This window comes from Halorubrum sp. SD41 (assembly GCF_058630335.1).
Map to the genome: position 1 here is coordinate 109,536 of NZ_JBZVGZ010000005.1, position 20,764 is coordinate 130,299.

Here is a 20,764-nt window from a genome sequence, read left to right on the forward strand (position 1 = left end):
TCACAGGCTGGCTGTTTCGCTCCTGCGTTCGTTCAGGTGCCGTCAGCGCGTCGCGTGCCTTTCACGGTCACGAGCAGCGGGAGATCGACGTCGGAGTCGAATTGCCAGGTGCCATTGTCGGCTTGTACCATCTCGGGTGCGCGCTGGATCACCGAAAACGGGTGTTCGTGGACGAACTCGAGCTCGATACCTGCCTCGATGAGCGCGGTCAGGATCTCACCCAGTCCGTGCGTCCACTTGTGCGGCCGCGCATCGCCCGATGTGGCCGGCGTCTCGGTCGAAAAGTACGGATGTTCGACCGTAATCGGGTCGCTGTCGGCACCGAGACTATCCGAGAGCGCCGTCGCGACCGGGTGGTGTTCGGCCAGATAGAAGACGCCGCCCGGCTTCAACAGCGAAGCGACAACCGACGCCCACGCGTCGAGGTCCGGCAGCCAACAGAGGACGCCGAAGTTCGTGACGACGATATCGTAGCGCTCGTCGTGGGCGGCCGGCAGATCGAGGACGTTCGCCTGAATGAACTCCGCGCGATCCGCCAGGCCGGCTTCGGCGGCGAGGTCCCGCGCGACGGCGACGGACTCGGCGGCGATGTCGACGCCGGTCACCGTCGCGCCCGCCCGGGCCCACGAGAGCGTGCGGACGCCGAGATGCGACTGGAGGTCGATGAGGGACTTTCCCCGCGACGGAGCCCATCTCGTCGCGCTGGACCGGAAGCAACGCCGCGTCGCCGTCCAAGAACGCCTCGACGGACTCTGCCGACTCGATGTCTGGGTGGTCCGCGACCAGCTGCTCCCAGTGGGTCCGGTTTGCTTCGATGTACGCGTCCTGCGGGGCCTCCGGGTTCGCCATCAGCCCGTTCTGTGTGGGAATCGCTTGATATACTTTCCGACGGCTTGGCTTACCGTCCGAGCAACTTGGACAGGAATCCCTTGGATTCGTCTTCTGCTTCGGTGGCCTCACCATCATCAGAGTCGGAGCCATCTCCACCTCTCTCGGCTGCTGTCTCGTCACTCAACAGTTCCTCAACTGAGAATCCGACCCACTCCGCAAACTCCTCAGGAGCCCCAATATACACGCTCGTCGCTGACTTCTCTGACATGAACCGTTTTGGAAGCCGCTTTTCGTAATCGTACACTTCGTACCCTTCCCGGTCGAAATTCGCTGTGATTGCCCCCGGTTCTGACTTGAACGTGACGCGACCACCCTGAATATCCCGCTGCCACATCAGCCGGCCCGTGTTGTACTCTTTCTCCGCTGGCTCATCTGTCGGGAAGTAGTCTGGCTGCTTTCGGCCGGCCTTCTCGTAGAACTCACACATGATCTGGCGGACATCCTCAACTGTCCCACCCCCCTCGGTCCACGGTTTCTCGGTTACCATCCGCCGAGCCACATAACTGAAGATGGGATTTTGACGCTCTAACACTTCAGAAAGGTCCTCTTGTGCTTCCCTGAAACCGGGATCTTCTGGATTTGACGGGAACGAGACGTCCATGCTAAGAATCTTCATCCGGTTCCGGAATTCCGACTTTGGAAGCGCGTCATTCGTGGTGAAAATGAGACACGGTTGATCGACACTTGTCGGGGTCCAATCGCTCCAGTAGTTCCGAATCGGACTCCAACGCTGAATCTTCTCCTTTTCGGCGTCAATGATGGCGTACGGGAAACACGTATCCCACTCACGAATCCCACGGACCTCCTTGACGCCAATCTCATCAGCGTCAACTCCGGAAATGACCGTGTTATCAGAGACGAGCCGCAAGATATACTCGGTGAGCTTATCTTTCCCTGCGTCGCTTTTGCCTTCGATGTACAGATGCTGGAGGACGTTATCGAGCGTTCGAGATGGTGACGATAGCGCCTCTGCGTACTGATTTGCGAACGGTGCCCAGAACCCGTAGAGAAAGGCTTCGTACATCTGCGCCATCACAGCCTCCTCAGATTGGGTGTGGCCGTGGTTCCTGACGGTCAGTATGTAGTCTTCAATTGTCTCGAGACAGTGGTCAAGGACTTCGGGGGTTGGGTCCTCAGTCGCAACAAGGATCATCTCATCGTCCTCACCGATGACAACCTGCTCGGCCTCTGGAAGCACAGACATCGTCGGAATCGATGTTGACTCCTTGACTTCGCTGGTGTACGCACTCATCGGGGCCGTGATACTGTGATCTTCGATGGTGGCACCGCTATCGCGAAGTCGCGATCCAAACTTGTCTGCGGTGTCTTTATCGACTTTGCTGGTCCCCATTCGGATCTTCTCATCTGGGGCTCGAACGCGAGGTCGATCTAGGCTGGCAGTCAGGCCTGTCTCATGGTCTGATTCGACGAGTCCGACATCTGGTGATTCATCCCCTGTACCGTCGCCTTCGTCACCTGATTCGTCGGTATCACTTGACTCCACAATACTACGATCCGCGTTGTCAGGCTCGTCGACGAATGCGACAGTTTCGTCTGCCTCATCTGGATCATCGACAACCGCAGTGACCTGATCAGCGACGTCTTTTAGATCCTCGACGGCATCCTGATTCAGCGCGGCTGTGTCGCTGACGTCGAGATCGCCGGCCCCGACCCAGTACTCAATTCGATTCTCCCGTTCCTCTGGCGAATCGGCTTGCTCTAATGCGTCGACTAACCCTTCCAAGAGTGTTTGATCGCTGTATCCCTCCCGGTATTCGTCGATGAACCGCTTGAATTCCGAATCCAATTCAGTGCCCACCTCGGTCGTCAGTACAGCAATCTGGTTCGTGTGGTATTCCCAGGAGTTCCGCGAGAGATTCGCTGACCCGTGGACGAGCTTTACCGTCTCATCCGGCATGACAATCCGGTAGATCTTCGAATGAACGGTCTTCTGGTTCTTCAATCGGATTGTCAGGCGGTCGTCTTGCCGAAGTTGAACGAGCGATTTCGCGGTCGCAACCTCGTTCACCCGCTCCGCGTAGTCGTCAGAATTGCCGATGAGAACGTCTAACGAACCGATATCATACTCGGTCAGCATTTTCACCATCAGATCCGGCGTTTCTGCGTACGTTACCGCATCCACGTGGCGAGCGCCTTCGAACAAATCCAGAAAGTCACTCCGATCTTTCACCATCGCTAAGCGATATTTCGCCGCCCCTGACCCGTAGAACTCCGGCATATCCGGGTACTTGTCGAATGAGATGTTCGCCGTAACTTCGTCCATGGTAGTGGCAACCGACTAATATGAATAAAAACTGCGCCAAGCACGGTGGAAGTAGTCCGAGTCATCAGACAGCGCCCGTTCCGAACCTGTGTTGTGGCAGGATCGTCGCGGTTAGAGGCGTAATCTAGCCAGATTCAGCCGGAAATCCAACTCAATTGCCGCCTGCCGGCGCTGGCTACTGATCCTTCAGGGCACAGACGTAAGCTTCTGGCCCAGCAATGGATCGTATGGCCGACACCGATGCCGCAGACGACACGACACCCGCTGAGACGGCCGAGTGGGACGGCGGGTTCAGTTGGATCGCGTACCCCGACGAGGACGCGCGCCGAACGAGCCACGCGCTGACGACGGACGCCGGCGTCTGGCTCGTCGACCCGGTCGACGTCGAGGGTCTCGACGCGCACCTCCGCGAGGCTGGGGACGTCGCCGGCGTCGTCGTCCTCCAGGACCGACACACCCGCGACGCCGCGGCGGTGGCGCGTCGACACGACGTCGCCGTATCCGTGCCGGAGGGAATGACGCTCACCCGCAAGAAGCTCGACGCGGACGCGGAACCGACCGGCTCGGCGCTTTCCGGGTCGGCGTACGAGGTTCACGAGCTCCGACTGGACGACGACTGGGAGGAGGCCGTCCTGTGGAACGACGAGCGCGAGACGCTGCTCGTCCCCGAGACGCTCGGGACGCTCCCGGCGTTCCGAGACGACGGCGACGCGCTCGGCGTTCACCCCGCAGTCGAGGCGTCGCCGGAAGAGCTCGCGGAGTGGGACCCCGACCACGTCCTCGTCGGCCACGGCACGAGCATCCACGAGGGCGCGACGGCGGCGCTCACGGCCGCGCTCGGGCTCGACTGACGGCGACCGGAAGGCGACCCTCGTTCCGTCCAGAACCGAGACACGCCAACACACGACATATACGTCTGCGAGCCCGACCGTCGGTAGATGCGGGCCGACCCACGAACCGCCCTCCGACGGCTCTACAGGAAAGTAACCCCCATGGAACTCACCCAGCCTGTGCGTCTACTTGTGCGGCGGTCCATCTCCCGGTGTGGCCGATATCTCGGCCGAAAAGTGCGGGTGTTCGATCGTAATCGGGTCGCTGTCGGTACCGAGGGTATTCGAGAGCGCCGTAGCGACTAGGTGGTGTTCGGCCAGGTAGAAGACGCCGCCCGGATTCAATAGCTCGGCGACGACTGACGCCCACGCGTCGATATCCGGCAGCCAACGGAGGATGCCTGAGTTCAACGCGCGGCGTTCTGTGCATTCCGGCTTGTCGCTAATATTATTGAATATTTAACTATTCAATTCATCCAACCCCGCCTCTAGCACTTCGGTGTATGCCTCTGAGAGCTCCAGATCGTTTGCTTCTGCGTAGTCTTTGATTCGACCACCGAGCGTGTGTGAAATGTCTATGTTCGGGCGCACAACGAAAAGTCTTTAAGACTAAAAGTATAAGGACCTATCGTCGTGAGGCGTACCAACACGTTCGCAGTACGTCCGCTCTCCGAGGATGGAGAGCAGCTGCTACGGGACCTGTTGGACGCTTCCGCCGCTCTCTGGAACGAAGTCACTTATCAGCGGCTCATGCGGTACAACGACGAAGACAGATTCGAAGGCGGGGTGTGGGATGCCGATACGGGCCAGCTTGAAGGCACATACAAAGGCGTTCTCGGCGCATCCACCGCCCAACAGGTAATCCGGAAGAACAGCGAGGCGTGGCGAGCGTTCTTCCGGCTGAAAGAGCAGTATCACGACGCCTCGAACACGTCCGTCACGGATCACCCTGAACCGCCGGGCTTCCGTGGCAATGAGGCCGAGGGGCGTCAGCTCAAGACCGTTATTCGCAACACATCATATACCATCGAATGGGGTGACCGCTCCCGGCTCGAGATACTGGTCGGGAGTGAATTGAAAGACAGATACGACCACACTGGACGTCTCCGACTCGAAGTCGCCGGCGAGCCGAACTGGCCCGACTACGAAAAACAGGGCCGACTAGACCTGTGGTACGACGAGACCGACGGCACCTTCCGAGCTTCGCAGCCCGTGACTGTTTCTGACGAGACACGGGCAACTCCACTGGCCGCAGAAACGGCCGCTCTGGATATCGGTGCGAACAATCTGGTTGCTTGTACCACGACGACCGGCGAACAGTATCTATACGAGGGACGCGACCTGTTCGCCCGCTTCCGCGAGACGACACAAGAGATTGCCCGGTTACAGGCCAAACTCGAAGCGGGTCGACACAGCAGCGAGCGCATCCGGCGGCTGTATCGCAAGCGTACTCGGCGCCGCGATCACGCGCAAGCAGCGCTGTGTCGTGACGTGATCGAACGGCTGTACGCCGAGGGTGTCGACACGGTGTATATCGGTGACCTGACGGGCGTGTTAGAGACGCACTGGTCCGTTGAGGCAAACGCCAAGACACACAATTTCTGGGCGTTCCGGAAATTCGTGGACCGACTGGTCTGTACCGCCGAAGAGTACGGTATCTCGGTTGAGGTGCGGTCGGAAGCGTGGACGAGTCAGGAGTGCCCGCAGTGCGGGTCGACAGATCGAACCACGCGGCATCAGGAGACGCTGACGTGTCCGTGCGGGTTCGAAGGACACGCGGATCTCACGGCGTCGAAAACGTTCCTCGAGCGGCAGACAGAGCAAGAGGTCAGGCCGATGGCACGGCCCGTGCGATTCGAGTGGGACGACCACGACTGGTCGGGGCAACCACACCCTCACGACAGTCCCAAAGAAGCGCGCACAGACCGGAGTACCGTCGACAGTCACGGGAACCTTGCCTCTGGGGAGACGGCATAGCCACTATCCCACGAGAGGAATCCCACGGCTTCAGCCGTGGAAGGATGTCATCACCAGAAGTACAAGCTCCGGTCCGTCTCCTCGCTCATGGACGCGTTCGACGCGGCGGGATACGACGACGAGGCGGTGCGGGAGTCACCCATCGCCGCCAAGCTGAACGGCTACGCCGCCGGACACGACGTCGCGGTGGTCGAGGAGCTCCCGGCGTCCGGGTGACGCCGTCGGCCGTCGGTTCTCACGGCGCGGCCGATGTCCGCAGATGACACAGGCTTTCCGTGTGGCACTCCTCGTGTCCGTATGTCGATAACTACTGGCGACTCCGTGACGCTCGAGTACACCGGCCGACTCGACGACGGCACCGTCTTCGACACGTCCCAGGAATCGGTCGCCGAGGAGGCGGGCCTCGCCGAGGCCCAGCCCGACCGCGAGTACGCGCCGCTGACGGTCGAGGTCGGCGCCGGACAGGTCATCGAGGGGATGGAGGAGGGACTCATCGGGTTGGAAGCCGGCGAGACGGACACGCTGACGATTCCGCCGGAGCAGGCCTACGGACAGCCCAGCGACGAGAACGTCGAGGAGTTCGACACCGACGAGCTCCGGGAGCTGCTCGGCGGCCAGCTGCCCGAGGAGGGCGCGTACCTCGAGGCCCAAGACGGTAGTCAGGGCGAAGTCGTCCACGTCGACGACGACACCGTTCGGGCGGACTTCAACCCGCCGCTCGCCGGTGAGACGCTGACGTTCGACGTCGAAATTCTCGAAGTCAACTGAGTTCGAACCGTCCGCCCCGCGTGCCCGGCGGGACTACCCGTGGAACCGGAACAGCGACGTGACGTACGGGAGCCGGTTGAGCATCCAGATCGCGATCGGTAGCCCCACGACCGTGATCGCGAGCGCGGACGCCACGTTCGCCCACAGCAGGCTCAGCCACCACCCGACGAGGACGAAGTAGACCGCTCGAACGACGAGCGACCGCTGCCCCCGGGCCGAGTCGGGGTCCGACAGCGACCGCGGCTCCGCGAGCGTGAGCACCGTCGGCACGAGGTTGATCAGCTTGATCCCGACGGGGAGCAGAACGACGGTGACGTTGAGCAGCCACGCGACGTTGACGACGATCGGCGTCGCCCACCAGCCGACGAACAGGAACCACAGCGCCCGAACGAGCAGGGACCGTTGTGCCATTACTCGGGGTAGACGCTCAGCGGGCAAACCAGTGTCGCCGGTCGCCGTCGCCGCGAACCGTTCGAACGGGAGCTACCGGACGTCGCGGCGACGGGCGCTCCGGGTAGGTTTTCCCGGGAACGTGTCCAGGTCGACTACCGCGGGGAACCTCGGCCGACCCCGTCCGTTTCAAGGCGCTCGCCGGCGTGTCGTTCGTATGGAACTGACGCCGGGCGTACACGGGCTCCCGTTACGGGTATCGATGGACGACCGCGAGGCGACGTTCAACGCGACCGCCGTCGAGACGCCGCGGGGACTCCTCCTGATCGACGTCGGCCTCCCCGACACCGCGGACGTCCTCGAGGCCGCGCTCGACGACGAGGGACTGGCCCTCGCCGACACCTGGGGGATCCTCGTCACCCATCAGGATCCGGACCACGCCGGCTGTCTGGCGACCGTCGTCGACCGGACCGACGCCGTCGTCTTCGCCCACGAGACGGAGGCGCCGTACCTGGAGGGCGACGAGGAGCTCGTCAAATCCACCGCGGAGCGACCGCTGTCGATCGACCCGACGACGGTCGACGTCCGCCTGACGGGGGGCGAGACGTTCGCGACCGCCGCGGGGCCGATGGAGATCATTGCGACGCCCGGCCACAGTCCGGGCCACGTGTCGGCGCACTTCCCCGACGCGGAGCTCCTCGTCAGCGCCGACGCGCTCAACGTCGTCGACGGCGCGCTCGTCGGGCCCCGCCCCGAGGTGACCCAAGACCTCGAAACCGCGTGGGAGAGCGTCGAGACGCTCGCCGATCTGGCCGTGACGGAGACGTTCTGCTTCCACGGCGGCCACGTCGCCGCGGGGACGGACCGCATCCGGGAGTTGGCCGTCGACCGGTAGCGACGAACCGATAGCGGCCGCCGTCGAGCCCGCCGACCCAAACCGACTTGCCCGGCGGGCGCGTCCCCCCGCTCATGCCAGCTTCATCGAACGGCTCGACGAGCCTCGAATTCGGCGTCCTCGGCACCGCGTCGATCGCCCGGAAAGCGGTGATCCCGGCGATCGCCGCCAGCGATCACACCGTCGGCGCGGTGGCGTCCCGCGACGCCGCCCGCGCGGAGCGGTTCGCCGCCGAGAACTCGATCCCCCGAAGCTACGGCTCCTACGAGGCGCTGCTCGACGACGACGCGCTCGACGCGGTGTACGTTCCGCTCCCGAACGGAAGCCACGCCGAGTGGACGAAACGCGCCGCGGACGCCGGCCTGGACGTCCTCTGCGAGAAGCCGCTGGCCGCCGACGCCGACGAGGCGCGGGCGGTGGTCGACCACTGCGAGGAACGGGGCGTCACGCTGATGGAGGCGTTCATGTACCGGTACCATCCGCGCACCGAGCGCGCCGTCGCGCTCGCGGCCGACGAGCTCGACGACATCCGCACGGTGACGGCCACCTTCCGGTTCCCGCTGTACGACCGCCCGAACGACGTGCGGCTCGACCCCGACCTCGCGGGCGGGTCGCTGATGGACGTCGGCTGCTACCCCGTCTCGCTCGCTCGGACGATTCTCGGGGAGCCGGCCCGCGCGTACGCCCACGCCGGCGACACCCGGGACGCCGGCGTCGACACGGAGTTCGCGGGCGTGCTCGCGTACGACGACGGCCGCTCGGCGCGGGTCGCGTCCGGTTTCGACACCCAACTGGTCCAGCGGTACCGCGTCGACGCGCCCGACGGCTGGGTCGAAGTCGAGCGCGCGTTCGACGCCCCGACCGACGAGCCCGTCGAGCTGGAGTACGAGATCGACGGCCGGCACGGCGTCGAGACGTTCCCCGCGGTCGACCAGTACCGGCTCCAGGTCGACCACTTCGCCGAGCGCGTCGCCGACGGGACCGCCCCCCTGACGGATGGGGCGGAGGCGATAGCGAACATGGAGGTCATCGACGCGCTCGCCGCGAGCGCCGCCGACGGCGGCCCGGTCGACCTCTGAACGCGGCCACCGAAGAACGTACTCCAGACTCCCGTCAATACGGTCCGAGTACTGTTGCCCGGCTCACCGGTCGATCCCGCCCTCGCCGTCGATGACGTCGCGGACCTCCGCCCGGTTCGTCACCGCGAGGTCGCCGTCGGTGGTGCGTTTCAGCGCCGCGGTCGCAGACCCCCACCGGAGCGCCGCGGGGAGGTCCCCGCCGCGCAGCCGCTCCGCGACGTAGCCGGCGACGAACGCGTCGCCGGTGCCGATCGCGTCGAACGTCTCCGCCTCGTACACGTCCTGCTCGTACACCGAGCCGTCGTGGAGCGCGACCGCCCCCTCCAGCCCGCGGGTGACGACGACCGTGTCGAAGCCGAACTCCGTGGCGAGCCCGTGCGCGATCTCGACGGCGCCGCCCTCGCGGTCGAGGACCTCGCGGGCGTCCCGCCGCGGGACGAACAGGGTGTCGACGTGCTCGAACAGGTCCTCGTAGGCCGCCCGCGCCGTCTCCGGGTCCCAGAGCTTCGCCCGGTAGTTCAGGTCGAACGAGCGCGTGGTCCCCGCCTCGCCGGCGGTTCGCAACAGCGCGGTCGTCGTCGCCGCGGTCGCCTCCGAGAGGGCGGGCGTGATCCCCGTCGTGTGGAACCACTCCGCCTCGGCGACCGCGTCCGTCGGCAGCTCGTCGGGCTCGACGGTCGTGATCGCCGCGTCGGCGCGGTCGTAGATCACGTTCGTCCCCCGCGGCTCGCCGCCGTGTTCGAGGTAGTAGGTCCCTACCCGACTTTCGTCCGCGTCCGCCCACGCGACGCCCGGGCGGACGCCGTGGCTCCGCAGTTCGGTCACGATCCGCCGGCCGAGCGGCGAGTCGGGGAGCTTCGAGAGCCAGCGGGCGTCGGCGCCGAGCCGCGCGGCCCCGACCGCGACGTTGCTCTCCGCGCCGCCGGCCTGGACGCGCAGGTCGCGCGTCGTCTCCAGCCGCTCGCCGCGCGGCGGCGACAGCCGGAGCATCGTCTCGCCGAACGTGACGAGGTCGGTCACCGGCGCCACCCCGCGCTGCGGGCCTCGAACGAGTTCATACTCGTTGCTGGCCTCGGTTGCTTATAAGAAACGGTGATCGCCGTCGGCCGGCGAGAACGGGGACTCGCGCGTCCCCCGCCTCGCGGGGCCCGCCCGCTCCGCACCGCGCTCGCTCCGCACTGCGCCCGGCTACTTCGCGTCCTCCCGAGCCCGGTAGTCCGGGAGCGTGTCGTCCTGCATCACCGCGCCGCGGCCGCCGTCGACGAGCAGCGCGGCGCCCGTGACGAAGGCGGCGTCCTCGCTCGCGAGGAAGGAGACGGCGCCGGCGACGTCCGCGGGCGTGCCGATCCGCCCGGTCGGGTGGATCGACTCGACCTCCTCGAACCGCCCCTCCGGCAGCTCCTCGCGCGTCCGCTCGATCTCCACCCACCCCGGGACGACCGTGTTCACCCGGACGCGGGGACCGAAGTCGACCGCGAGCGACCGCGTCATCCCGTTGATCCCCGCCTTCACGGCGTTGTACGGGAAGTGCGCCGGCATCGTCGCGTACGCGTGGTTCGAGGAGACGTTCACGATCGCGCCGCGGTCCATGTGTTCGAGGGCCGCCCGCGCGGCGAGCCAGTACGCCCGGAAGTCCGTCTCGACGACGAACGCCCAGTCGTCGAGCGTCGCCTCGTCGGCGGCCGTCTCCGTCTGGACCCCGGCGTTGTTCACCAGCACGTCGACCGAGCCGTAGCGCTCGGCGGCCGCCTCCGCGAGCGCGGCAACGTCGTCCGGGTCGCGCATGTCGGCGCGGACGAACGTCGCGTCTCCGGTCTCCGGGTCGTCGCCCGACTCGCCGCCGTTCCGATCCGCGATCCGCTCGGCGACGGCCTCCCCCGCCTCCTCGGAGCGCCCGCTGACGACGACGTTCGCCCCCTCGGCGGCGAGCCGCTCCGCGATCCCGGCGCCGATCCCGCGCGTCGACCCCGTGACGATCGCGGTCTCGCCGGCGAACCGTCCGGGGACCGCCCCCTCGGTCGGCGACTCGGGACGGCGGGTCATCGGTTCCTCCGCAGTCGTCGGAATTCGGTCGCCATCGGGATCACCACTCCGCGACGGAGCCGTCGTCGTGGCGCCAGACGGGGTTGTGCCAGTCGACGTCTTTCTCGGCCTGCTCGCGGACGTGTGCCTCGTCCATCTCGATCCCCAGGCCGTCGCCGTCGGGAACCTCGACGAACCCGTCGTGATACTCGAACACCGACGGGTCGGCGAGGTAGTCCAGCACGTCGCTCGTCTCGTTGTAGTGGATGTCGAGGGACTGCTCCTGAATGAGCGCGTTCGGCGTACAGGCGTCGACCTGGATACAGGAGGCGAGCGCGATCGGCCCGAGCGGACAGTGCGGGGCGACCGACACGTCGTACGCCTCGGCCATCGACGCGATCTTCTTCAGCTCGGTGATCCCGCCGGCGTGGGAGACGTCCGGCTGGATCAGGTCCACCGCGTCCGCCTCCAGCACCTCCTTGAAGTCCCACCGCGAGTACATCCGCTCGCCGGTCGCGATCGGGATCGTCGTCGACGCCCGGATCGCCGAGAGCGCGTCGTTGTTCTCGGGTAACACCGGCTCCTCGATGAACATCGGGTCGTACGGCTCCAGCGCCGCCGCGAGCCGGCGGGCCATCGGCTTCGCCACGCGCCCGTGGAAGTCGACCCCGATGTCGACCTCGTCGCCGACCGCCTCCCGGACGGCCGCGATCCGGTCGGCCGCGGCGTCCACCGCCGCCGGCGCGTCGATCGACTCCAGCTCCGGGGTCGCGTTCATCTTCAGCGCCGAGAAGCCCGCGTCGACCTTCTCGCGGGCGGCCTCGCCGACGTCCGCCGGGCGGTCCCCGCCGATCCACTGATAGACGCGGACCCGGTCGCGCGCGCGGCCGCCGAGCAGCTCGTGGACGGGAGCGCCGAGCCGCTTCCCCTTGAGGTCCCACAGCGCTTGGTCGATCCCGGCGATGGCGCTCATCAGGACCGGCCCGCCGCGGTAGAAGCCGCCGCGGTACATCGTCTGCCAGTGGTCCTCGATCCGCGTCGGGTCCTCGCCGAGCAGGTAGTTGTCGAGCAGCTCCTCCACCGCCGCGGCGACCGTCTTGGCGCGGCCCTCCACGACGGGCTCCCCCCAGCCGACCCTCCCGTCGCTCGTCGTGAGCTTCAGGAACAGCCAGCGGGGCGGCACTTCGAACAGCTCGTAGTCGGTGATGTGCATGGTGTGTTGGGGTAACTCCGAACCGGTCCGCCGGTCGCGGGACTCGGGCTTCGTCCGTCGCGGCGGGCGTCCGTAGTCGCCGCCGGCGTCCGACCCGGACCGGTCCGTCGCCACGGTCGTACTTGCCCGTCCGTCCGTTAAATAGCGGGCGGGTGCGGTCGTCCGCGCCCGACCCCCACACGGCCGATTTAAGACCCCCCGCGGGCAGGTACCACGCATGCGAACCGACCGACTCGACCGGATCACGGAGGGCGGCGTGATCGCGATCCTCCGCGGCGTCGAACGGGACGACGCCGTGGCGGTCGCGGACGCCGTCGTCGACGCCGGCGTGACGGCGCTGGAGGTGACGGCGGACACGCCGAACGCGATGGCCTCCATCGAGGCGATAGCCGAGCGCACCGACGACGCCGTAGTCGGCGCCGGCACCGTCCTCGACGCGGAGACCGCGCGCGCGGCGCAGCTCGCCGGCGCGGAGTTCCTCGTGACGCCGACGGTGAACCCCGACGTGATCCGGACGGCGAACCGCTACGGGACGCCCGTCGTCGTCGGCGCGTACACGCCGACCGAGGCGATCGAGGCCTACGAGGCCGGCGCCGACGCGGTGAAGGTGTTCCCCGCGAAGACCGGCGGACCGGACCACGTCGCGGCGATCGGCGGCCCGCTCCCGCAGATTCCGCTCGTGCCGACCGGCGGCGTCGGCGCGGACAACGCGGGCGAGTACGTCCGGGCGGGCGCGGTCGCGGTCGGGGTCGGCAGTTCGATCGTCGACGACGAGGCGGTCGCCGCCGGTGACTTCGACGCGATCCGGGCGAACGCGCGCGCGGTCGTCGAGTCCGTCTCCGCCGCGCGGGAGTGACTCGTTCGGCGGTCCGACTCGGTGCCGCCGCCGTGCGCGACGCCCCTACCGCGCTGGCGACCGAGTCTCGTCGGCGGAGTCGGGAGACGGGGACCGAACCGCGTCCCACCCGCTGATACAGGCCTCACAGAGGTAGTACGCGAACCCGTCGACGTCTCGATGCGTGAGCGAGGCGTCGATACCACACCTCTCGCAGTTCATGGCCGGGAACTACGCCAAGACGGATATATGTCTTCTGCTCGCGGTCGCATCCGTGATAATTCGGTAGAAAACCGACGGAACGGAGATTCAGCTCGGTTTCTCCGAGCGCGGCCGCCTATCGCAGCGCGTCGAGCTCGAACTCGAAGGCCGCGACCGGCACCTCCAGGTCGTGTTCGACGAGCACCGCGGGGTGGAGCTCGCCGATCACGCCGACGCGCTCGCCGTCGACCTCGACGGCGGCGGCGCGGCCCTCGATGAACGAGGGGTGTTCGGTCCGCGGGGTCACCAGCTCGGCGTCGAAGTCGTCACAGAGCGCCTGGAGGCGCCCCTTCGCGGCCTCGTAAGAGGCGTCGCGACGGGCGACCGCCCCGGCGACGTGGCGGGACTCGGCGACGTTCGCGTCCTCGTCGTCGTCGCGCTCGGCGACGAAGCCGACCTCGGCGACGTCCTGCGGGTAGGCGTTGTGGGTGTTCCGCTCTAACAACATCACGAGCGACGGGAGCGCCCAGGTGCGGAGCTGGGTGTACTCCTCGCTGTACGGCTCCGTGATCTCCACGGGGTCGCCGCCGCCGAAGACGCCGGCGCTCGCGTTCGGTTCGTCCGCCCCGGCGACCGCGGCGCCGCCAGTGCCCGGCTCGACGTTCATCCGGTCGTAGTTCTCCGTCCCGCTCGTCATGTGGAAGTTCAGGAGGTCCTCGAAGCCGAGGCCGACGAGGCTCGTCCGGACCGCGTCCTCTAACCGCGAGCGCTCGTGGCGCCCGCCGACGGTGCCCACGTCGGGGTAGCGCGGCTCCAAGTTGTCGAAGCCGTACGCGCGCCCCACGTCGTCGACGAGGTCGAGCGGATGGAGTACGTCGACGCGGTACGGCGGAATCTCCACCTCGTAAGACACGTCCTCGTCGAGGGTGTAGGAGGCGTCGAGGCCGGCGCGCTCGAAGCAGTCGACGACCTCCTCCGGCTCGAACTCGACGCCGAGCAGCGTCTCGATCCGGTCGTGCGAAACCGTCTTCTCGTCGACGTCGAGGTTCGGGCGGACGAGCTCGCGGCCGTACTCGCTCGGGTGGGTCGCGCCGTCGGCGTAGTTCACCTCGACCTCCTCGATCGTCGCGCCGCGGGCCGACAGCGCGTAACAGATAATCGTACACATCCGGTCGATCGTCCACTGGTCGGTGCCGGTGAGCTCGACGAACAGCTCGCGGGAGCCGGTCGTCACCTCGGTGCGCTTCCCGTTGATGACGGGCGGGAACGAGAACAGCCCGAGCTCGTCGTAGATCGCCGGGTAGCGGTCGAGCCCTTCGACGAGGTCGGCGTAGGTCGTCCCCGTGTCGTGTTCCGCCAAGACCTCGTTCGGGGTCAGCTCGTCGTTCGCGTCGAGCGGAACGAAGGTATCGCCGTCGGGGTCGACGCCGCGGTAGGCGATCGACGGCTCCGAGCCCTCCTGGAGGGGCGCGCCCTTCACCATCGCGAGGTCGTGGATGCCGATGGCGCCCTTCGCGCGGCCGCGGCCCATCGTCGCGTGGAGCTTCTCTTGGAGCTGGATCAGCGAGTCGAGTGCGCCCTCGTCGAGGTCGAGGCCGCGGACCACGGCGCCGGTGACGTACGGCCGCTCGTCGGGCACCGACTCGTCGACCTCGATCGTCCACTCGGGGTCGTTCGTGTCGGGGACGTAGACGCCGCGGTCGTCGCCGTAGTGGTAGCGGAGCGAGCGCGCGACCCCCTCGACGGAGAGCCGGTCGAGCCGGTCGGGCGCGAACTCGAACTGGAGGAGCCCGTCGTCGGTCTCGCCCTCGAACTCCAAGCCGAGCCCGAACAGGTCCTCCTTGAACTCCTCGTCGCTCGTGTCGGTGCGACCCGTCAATCCGCGCAGCTCGTCGGTGTCGATGTCGACGACGGGCATCAGTAGCTCACCTCCGCGTTCCGCAGGAAGTCGATGTCGGCGAGGGTCCCGTGGAGGTCGCGGATGTCCTCCGCCCCGGTCGTGAGCATCGCCAGTCGCTCCAAGGCGAGCCCCCACGCCATCACGTCGCAGTCGACGCCGAGCGGGCCGGTGACCTCCTCGCGGAAGACGCCGGAGTTACCGATCTCGATCTCCTCGCCCGTCTCGGGGTGCTCACCGAACAGCTCGAAGGAGGGCTCGGTGTAGGGGTTGTAGTGCGGCTTGAACCGGATGTCCGTGATCCCGAACTGCCGGTAGAACTCCTCGAAGGTGCCCATCAGGTCGCGCACCGAGAGGTCCTCCGCCATCACCCACCCCTCGATCTGGAAGAACTCCAGCAGGTGCGTCGGGTCGAGCGTGTCGTTGCGGTACACCTTCTCGACCGAGAAGTAGCGCTGCGGCGGCTCCAGCTCCGCGCCCGCGATCCCGGAGAGGTAGCGCATCGACAGCGAGGTGGTGTGGCCGCGTAAGGCGACCTCGCGGGCGAAGTCGGCCGACCACGGCGAGTGGTAGCCGTCGCCGTCGAGCCCCCAGCCGTCGCGGTGGGCGGCCTCGACGCGGGCCATCAGCTCGTCGGGAATTCCCTCCATCGGGTCCACGTCGAGCGCGAACCGGTCCCAGTGGGTCCGCGCCGGGTGGTCCTGAGGCATGAACAGGCAGTCGTTGATCCAGAAGTCGGCGTCCGCGTGGGGCCCCTCCATCTCCTGAAAGCCCATGCCGACCAGCACGTCCTTCACGCGGTCGGCGGTCCGGCGGAGGACGTGTTTCCGGCCGCCGCGAGCCGTCTCCGCGTCGGCCTCGACGTTGTACTCGGCGAACTCGGCGTCGCGCCACTCGCCGCTGGCGAGGAGCTCGGGCGTGAGCGCCCCGACCGTCTCGGTCCCCTCCACGCCGGTCATCAGCGCGTCGACGCCGTCGTCGGTCAGCGTCACCGTCCGCGTGACCGACTCGCCGACCGCCACTAACCCGCGCGAGTCCAGCTGGTCGATCACCGCCTCGTCGACGCCGAGGGCGTCGGTGTCGGCCCCCTCGCTGTCGGCGTCCGCGAGCGCGTCGAGCGCCGTCGCCTCGGGGTCGGCGTCCGGGTCGGCGTCCGGGTCGACCGAGAGCTCGCCGCCGTCGACGCTCCCGAACCCCTTCCGTGCGAAGTTCGCCAAGGCGATGTCGACTTCGGGGCCCTCCAGGCCCGCTCCGCCGATGACTTCGCCCATCGAGGCCGGCTCGGCGTCGGCGCCCGCGTCGAGCCCGGCCCGGTAGAGCCGCGTCTCGGGGAGCCCCGCGTCGACGTAGGTCCGTCCCTCGTCGGTGAGTTCGAGCGTCTCGTCGGTCGCCGACCCGACCTCGACGAGCCCCTCGTCGGCCAGGTCGAACGCCGCGCCGGCGACCGTCTCCGGCTTCAGGTCCGTCTCCGCAGCTATCTCCGCCACCGTTCGTTCGTCCGTCGCGCTCGCGGCCTCGAGGACCGCGAGCTGTCGTTCCGGGAGTCGCATTCGAGTTGTCTCTACACGCGTGCGGCTGGTTGGTAACGGTTCCGGGACCGGGACGCCGGAAGAGAATCGTTTCTGATAAATTGAACGAATGAGTTATATACTGTATCGGTGTAGGGGAGCTATGAGCAGCGCAACGGCCGGATCGAGCGATTCCGGTTCTGCCCCGGAGACGACCCGCGTCCGCCACGGCGGCGACGGCCCCGCGCCCAGCCTCGCCGTCGTCGAGGCGATCGCCGAACTCGCCGGCGTCGACCCGACCGACCTCCCCGAGGCGGGCGTGGTGCTGTACGACCACGTCGACCCGGACGCGCTGAACGCGCTCGTCGCCGGTCGGTCCGACAGCGACGTCGACGTCTCGCTCACGGTCGCGGGCTACGACGTCCGCGTCGGCCCCGACACCGCGGTCGCCCGTCGAGACGGCAACTGAACCGATCGGCGACGCGTCTACTTCTCGCCGCCCGCCCGCTCGCGGAGCCGCGCGATCCGGTCCCCGAGCGGCGGCTGGACCTCGAACCACGTCGACCAGTCGCCGGTCTCCGGCTCGACCCCGCGGCGCTCCGCGACCCGTTCGAACGCGTCCGCGACCCGCTCAGCGCCCACCGCGTCCGCGGCGCGGGCGTCAGCCGCGTACTGGACCCGTCGGCCGGCCCAGAAGGAGGCGACCCCCACGGCGACGAGGGCGGCGAAGCCGGACTCGAACGGGACGAGCGCCGTGACGACCGCTGCCAACGTCGCCAGCACGGCCCCGACTGCGACGGCGCGGAACTCGGCGTAGTACGTCGCCGCCCGCCCCGCCTCCGCCGCGAGCAGCCCGACCGCCACGTCCTCGTCGAGGTCGGTCAACACGTCCGCCGTGAGGAACAGCACCCGACGGCCGGGCGGCCCCCGGACCGAGACCTCTGCGGGGCCGGCGGCCGCGGATCCTCCGCCCTCGTCGCCGTCGCCGCCGTGGTCGTCCCCGCGGTCGTCACCCTCCCCGTCGACGGACTCGATCGCGACCCGGTCGAGGTCAAGTCCGCCGGGGTCGGCCAGCGCCGCGATCTGTGCCCGCTCCGCGTCCGTCGGCTCCCGTAACTCCCGGTAGCGGTCGGCCGCGTACAGCGGTCCCACCGAGACCGCGAGCGCGGCGAGGACGCCGACGCCGACGACGAGCGCGACCCTGATCATCGCTCTCGCCGACGGGACGACCGGAGTAAAAAGGCGCGGTGTCGCGACGCGTTTCCGCTCTTCTCGTCTCGCACACCTCACCCGTCTCGCTCCTCACTCCGGAACGCGCCGCGCGAGCGCCCGAACCGCCGCCGCGGCCTCGCTGTCGGGTGCGGCGCTCACGATCGGGCGCTCCGTCGCCACGGACCGCCCGACGCGGGGATCGGCCGGGACCACCTCGATCGGCGCGCCGAGCGCGTCGCCGATCGGTCCGACCGGCGGCTCCTCCGTCACGCGGTTGACCGCGCAGCCGACCAGTCCGGCGTCGAGCTCGCGAGCGAGCTCCCGGGTGCGGATCGCGTCGGCCAGCGCGAACGCCCGGGGCGAGACGACGAGGAGGCAGGCGTCCGCGACCGCGAGCGGCACGCCGGCGTCGGCGCGGCGCCCCGCGGGACAGTCGAGGACGACGGTCCCGAACTCGCGCTCGACCGCGGCGACCGCCCCCGCCAACCGCGTCAGGTCGGCCGCCCGCGCGCCGGCCAGCGTCCGCCCGCACGGGACGACGTCGACCGGCCCCGACCGGACCGTCTCTGTCGGGTCCGCCGCGCCGGCGAGCACGTCGTGAAGATCTGGACCGCGGCCGTCCGGCAGGTCGGCCATCCCGAGGTCGGCGTCGACGACGACCCCGCCGAGCGCGGCGGCGACGTTGTACGCGAGCGTCGTCTTCCCGACGCCCCCCTTCCCGCCCGCGACCGCGAGGATCACGCCAGTCCCTCCAGCGCCTCGGTCGGGACCTCGCTCTCCTCGGCGCGCTCTGCCAGCGCCGCGGCGCGGTCGCGGACCGCCTTCAGGCGCTCGGCGTCGGCCGCGACGCACTCGTCGAGTCCCTCCACCGCGTCGAGGCCGCCGGCCTCCTCGACGACCGCCGTCGCCGTCGCGAGGTCGGCGTCGTCGAGTCGCTCCGCCCGCTCGATCCGCGCCTCGACGGCCGCGAACCACGCGTCGATCTCGTCGGGGTCCGCCGCGCTCGGCGTCGGATCGGCGACCGCCGACTGGTCCGCGTTGCCGTCCCTCGCTCCCCCGTCGACGCCGTCGCCCTCTTCGCCGTCGCCCTCCTCGCCGTCGCCAATTACCGAGTCACCGTCCACCTCGTTGACGGCGTCACCCGCTTCCGCCCCGGCGACCGCGCGCCGCGGGGGGCGATGTGATTCGAGGTCGCGCACCGCCGCCCGCGCGAGGTCGGACTCGCCCTCGGCCGCCGTACGACCGTCGTCCGCGTCCGCGGGCTCGACGTTCGCGATTTCGACCGGCGGCTCGACGGGATCGGCGAGCGCAGCGAACCCGAACGCCGCGCGGTCGCCCGGATCGATCTCCGCGATCACGCCGTCTTCGTCCCACCCGGATTCGGGGACGCCGCCGCGCCGCGGCGGGAGGACGGGGCCGTCCAGCCGGCTCTCGATTCGGACGCGCTGCGGGACCGCTCCGTCGTTGCGCACCCGGACGCCGACGAGCGACGCGTCCCCCTCGCGGTCGACGGACCAGTCGAGTTTCATGCGCCGAGTGCCGCGGAATCGTATTTAAGTCTCGGGACGGACCCGCCGCGCGCCGCCGCCGTCGGACTCACCGCCCGTCGGACGCGCCTCGGAGGTGAACGTCCCTCGCTCGGAGCAGCGACCGCGCGCTCCGCTCGGACGCCGCGACCGCTCGGGCCGCGTCGCCGCGCAGTTCGACAGCGCCGTCGAGCGCCGCGACCCTGACCGCCGCGAGCGACGCCGCGACCGGGTCTCCGTCGTAGTCGCCCGGCGCCGCGCCGGCCGCGTCCGGATCGCCGCCCGGGACGACCGCGAGCGCGCGCCGGAACGCCGGATGGACCGCCTCGCCGAGTTCGCGGCGGGCGGTCCGCCGCCGGTTTCGGAGCCGGTCGCGGAGCCGCAGCCGCCGTCGCCGCTCGTCGCGGTTCCGGGCCGCCTCGGCCCGCGCCCGTTCGAGCGCCTGCTCGGCGGCGATCGCCTCCGTCTGCGCGGCCGACAGCTCCGCGGCCGCCGCCTCCAGATCGTTGAGCGTCTCGTCCGCCTCGGCGTCGACCGCGCGTCGCGCCCGGGCGTCGCCGCGCAGCGCCGCGACCCGTTCTTTCAGCCGCTCGGTCTCCCCCGTAGTCTCGGCGACCCGTCGCCGCGCCGCCGTCAGGTCGACCGGGTCGATCTCGATCGCCGCGAGCTCCGCCTCGATCCCGTCGATCTCCGCCGCGACCGACGCGGTCCGGCCCCGCGAGCGCGCGGCCGCCGCGAGCTGCCGCCGGAGTCCCGCCTCGGTGGGGAGCCGCCCGAGCACCGCGCTCGGTTCCGGCGGCTCCTCGACGGCGGTGGTCTCGTCTTCCCTCTCGTCTTCGTCCTCCTCGTTGTCCGATCCCGACGCCGTCGACCTCGCCCCGGTCACAGCTCTCGCTCGCGCATTTCGTCCGGGTCCGGATGCTCCGTTCCCGCCGCGAAGGCGGCGTACGGCGTCGACTTCGCGGACCGGTCCGCGTAGGCCGCGGCGGCCTCTCGGACCGGCTCGTCGACGGCGACGAACTCGTTGAACGGCTCGGTGCGCTCTATCTGGACGTCGCCGCCGTACGACTCCCGCAGCCGCAGCGCGAGGAAGGCGGCGTACACCGTCTCGTCGAACAGCGCGGCGCGGCCGAACCGCCGGGAGACGACCGACTCGTGGCGGCGACACAGGTTCCGGAGACCGGTTCGGGCGGCCGCCGAATACGTCACGACCAGCAGCACGCCCGCCGGTGGTCG

20 protein-coding genes and 2 pseudogenes are annotated in these 20,764 nt (G+C 68.7%); 8 read left to right on the forward strand and 14 right to left on the reverse strand.

The genetic code is table 11. The annotated features are described in order from the left end of the window. Positions 1-32: 32 nt before the first annotated feature. Positions 33-674: pseudogene (locus AC4NMM_RS03390) on the reverse strand (class I SAM-dependent methyltransferase); the annotation flags it as partial. Between the two features lie 224 nt (positions 675-898). Next, positions 899-3,175: a phospholipase D-like domain-containing protein gene (locus AC4NMM_RS03395; RefSeq protein WP_096394355.1), complete on the reverse strand. Its 2,277-nt coding sequence runs from the start codon at positions 3,173-3,175 to the stop codon at positions 899-901. 227 nt (positions 3,176-3,402) lie between these two features. Here AC4NMM_RS03395 and AC4NMM_RS03400 point away from each other — a divergent pair, with 227 nt between their 5' ends. The 4 genes and pseudogenes from AC4NMM_RS03400 to AC4NMM_RS03415 all read left to right on the forward strand — a co-directional run bounded on the left by AC4NMM_RS03400 (position 3,403) and on the right by AC4NMM_RS03415 (position 6,750). After that, positions 3,403-4,026, forward strand: a complete 624-nt coding sequence (locus AC4NMM_RS03400) for a hypothetical protein (RefSeq protein ID WP_491923529.1) — start codon at positions 3,403-3,405, stop codon at positions 4,024-4,026. A gap of 612 nt (positions 4,027-4,638) precedes the next feature. Continuing rightward, on the forward strand, positions 4,639-5,982 hold the full coding sequence (locus AC4NMM_RS03405; protein ID WP_491923530.1) for an RNA-guided endonuclease InsQ/TnpB family protein: 1,344 nt from the start codon (positions 4,639-4,641) through the stop codon (positions 5,980-5,982). A 48-nt stretch (positions 5,983-6,030) separates the two neighbouring features. Then, positions 6,031-6,198, forward strand: a pseudogene (locus tag AC4NMM_RS03410) (peptide methionine sulfoxide reductase); the annotation flags it as partial. A gap of 105 nt (positions 6,199-6,303) precedes the next feature. Further along, the gene (locus AC4NMM_RS03415) at positions 6,304-6,750 is read left to right on the forward strand and encodes an FKBP-type peptidyl-prolyl cis-trans isomerase (protein WP_491923544.1); all 447 of its coding nucleotides are present in this window, start codon (positions 6,304-6,306) and stop codon (positions 6,748-6,750) included. 33 nt (positions 6,751-6,783) lie between these two features. Here AC4NMM_RS03415 and AC4NMM_RS03420 read toward each other — a convergent pair whose 3' ends face one another. Further along, entirely contained in the window at positions 6,784-7,161 is a 378-nt protein-coding gene (locus AC4NMM_RS03420) for a YccF domain-containing protein (RefSeq protein ID WP_096394359.1), read from the reverse strand. A gap of 196 nt (positions 7,162-7,357) precedes the next feature. Here AC4NMM_RS03420 and AC4NMM_RS03425 point away from each other — a divergent pair, with 196 nt between their 5' ends. Continuing rightward, on the forward strand, positions 7,358-8,035 hold the full coding sequence (locus AC4NMM_RS03425) for an MBL fold metallo-hydrolase (protein WP_491923531.1): 678 nt from the start codon (positions 7,358-7,360) through the stop codon (positions 8,033-8,035). Positions 8,036-8,109: 74 nt separating this feature from the next. Then, positions 8,110-9,114, forward strand: a complete 1,005-nt coding sequence (locus AC4NMM_RS03430) for a Gfo/Idh/MocA family protein (protein WP_491923532.1) — start codon at positions 8,110-8,112, stop codon at positions 9,112-9,114. Between the two features lie 63 nt (positions 9,115-9,177). On the opposite strand, the gene kdgK1 is transcribed toward AC4NMM_RS03430, so the two are convergent. The 3 genes from kdgK1 to dgoD all read right to left on the reverse strand — a co-directional run bounded on the left by kdgK1 (position 9,178) and on the right by dgoD (position 12,349). After that, positions 9,178-10,143: a bifunctional 2-dehydro-3-deoxygluconokinase/2-dehydro-3-deoxygalactonokinase gene (gene kdgK1 / locus AC4NMM_RS03435; protein WP_491923533.1), complete on the reverse strand. Its 966-nt coding sequence runs from the start codon at positions 10,141-10,143 to the stop codon at positions 9,178-9,180. Positions 10,144-10,302: 159 nt separating this feature from the next. Then, on the reverse strand, positions 10,303-11,157 hold the full coding sequence (locus AC4NMM_RS03440) for an SDR family NAD(P)-dependent oxidoreductase (RefSeq protein WP_096394362.1): 855 nt from the start codon (positions 11,155-11,157) through the stop codon (positions 10,303-10,305). Between the two features lie 40 nt (positions 11,158-11,197). Further along, positions 11,198-12,349 (reverse strand): galactonate dehydratase, encoded by a 1,152-nt coding sequence (dgoD, locus tag AC4NMM_RS03445; protein ID WP_096396215.1) that lies wholly within the window; start codon positions 12,347-12,349, stop codon positions 11,198-11,200. 217 nt (positions 12,350-12,566) lie between these two features. Here dgoD and AC4NMM_RS03450 point away from each other — a divergent pair, with 217 nt between their 5' ends. Then, entirely contained in the window at positions 12,567-13,205 is a 639-nt protein-coding gene (locus AC4NMM_RS03450; protein WP_491923534.1) for a bifunctional 4-hydroxy-2-oxoglutarate aldolase/2-dehydro-3-deoxy-phosphogluconate aldolase, read from the forward strand. A 45-nt stretch (positions 13,206-13,250) separates the two neighbouring features. Here the strand turns inward: AC4NMM_RS03450 and AC4NMM_RS03455 are convergent, their stop codons facing one another. From AC4NMM_RS03455 to pheS, 3 genes are all read right to left on the reverse strand, one after another. Beyond that, on the reverse strand, positions 13,251-13,406 hold the full coding sequence (locus AC4NMM_RS03455; RefSeq protein ID WP_172863947.1) for a hypothetical protein: 156 nt from the start codon (positions 13,404-13,406) through the stop codon (positions 13,251-13,253). 115 nt (positions 13,407-13,521) lie between these two features. Continuing rightward, positions 13,522-15,303 carry a phenylalanine--tRNA ligase subunit beta gene (gene pheT / locus AC4NMM_RS03460; RefSeq protein WP_491923535.1) on the reverse strand — a complete coding sequence of 594 codons (1,782 nt, stop codon included), beginning with the start codon at positions 15,301-15,303 and terminating at the stop codon, positions 13,522-13,524. Continuing rightward, positions 15,303-16,832, reverse strand: a complete 1,530-nt coding sequence (gene pheS, locus AC4NMM_RS03465; RefSeq protein ID WP_491923536.1) for a phenylalanine--tRNA ligase subunit alpha — start codon at positions 16,830-16,832, stop codon at positions 15,303-15,305. The genes pheT and pheS overlap by 1 nt, the downstream gene beginning before the upstream one ends. Before the next feature lie 121 nt (positions 16,833-16,953). Between pheS and AC4NMM_RS03470 the strand changes: the two genes are divergently transcribed. Further along, entirely contained in the window at positions 16,954-17,259 is a 306-nt protein-coding gene (locus AC4NMM_RS03470) for a HalOD1 output domain-containing protein (RefSeq protein WP_096394366.1), read from the forward strand. Positions 17,260-17,276: 17 nt separating this feature from the next. Here AC4NMM_RS03470 and AC4NMM_RS03475 read toward each other — a convergent pair whose 3' ends face one another. The 5 genes from AC4NMM_RS03475 to AC4NMM_RS03495 form a co-directional block, all read right to left on the reverse strand. Further along, entirely contained in the window at positions 17,277-17,999 is a 723-nt protein-coding gene (locus AC4NMM_RS03475) for a peptidase (protein WP_096394367.1), read from the reverse strand. A gap of 93 nt (positions 18,000-18,092) precedes the next feature. Next, positions 18,093-18,743, reverse strand: a complete 651-nt coding sequence (locus AC4NMM_RS03480) for a nucleotide-binding protein (RefSeq protein WP_491923537.1) — start codon at positions 18,741-18,743, stop codon at positions 18,093-18,095. Then, positions 18,740-19,531, reverse strand: coding sequence for a DUF7857 domain-containing protein (locus tag AC4NMM_RS03485; RefSeq protein ID WP_491923538.1), 792 nt, complete (start codon positions 19,529-19,531; stop codon positions 18,740-18,742). Before AC4NMM_RS03485 ends, AC4NMM_RS03480 begins: the two co-directional genes overlap by 4 nt. A gap of 67 nt (positions 19,532-19,598) precedes the next feature. After that, the gene (locus AC4NMM_RS03490; protein WP_491923539.1) at positions 19,599-20,414 is read right to left on the reverse strand and encodes a DUF7856 family protein; all 816 of its coding nucleotides are present in this window, start codon (positions 20,412-20,414) and stop codon (positions 19,599-19,601) included. After that, a complete protein-coding gene (locus AC4NMM_RS03495) occupies positions 20,411-20,749 on the reverse strand; it encodes a DUF7855 family protein (protein ID WP_096394371.1) in 339 nt (112 codons plus the stop codon). The genes AC4NMM_RS03490 and AC4NMM_RS03495 overlap by 4 nt, the downstream gene beginning before the upstream one ends. Between the last annotated feature and the right edge of the window lie 15 nt (positions 20,750-20,764).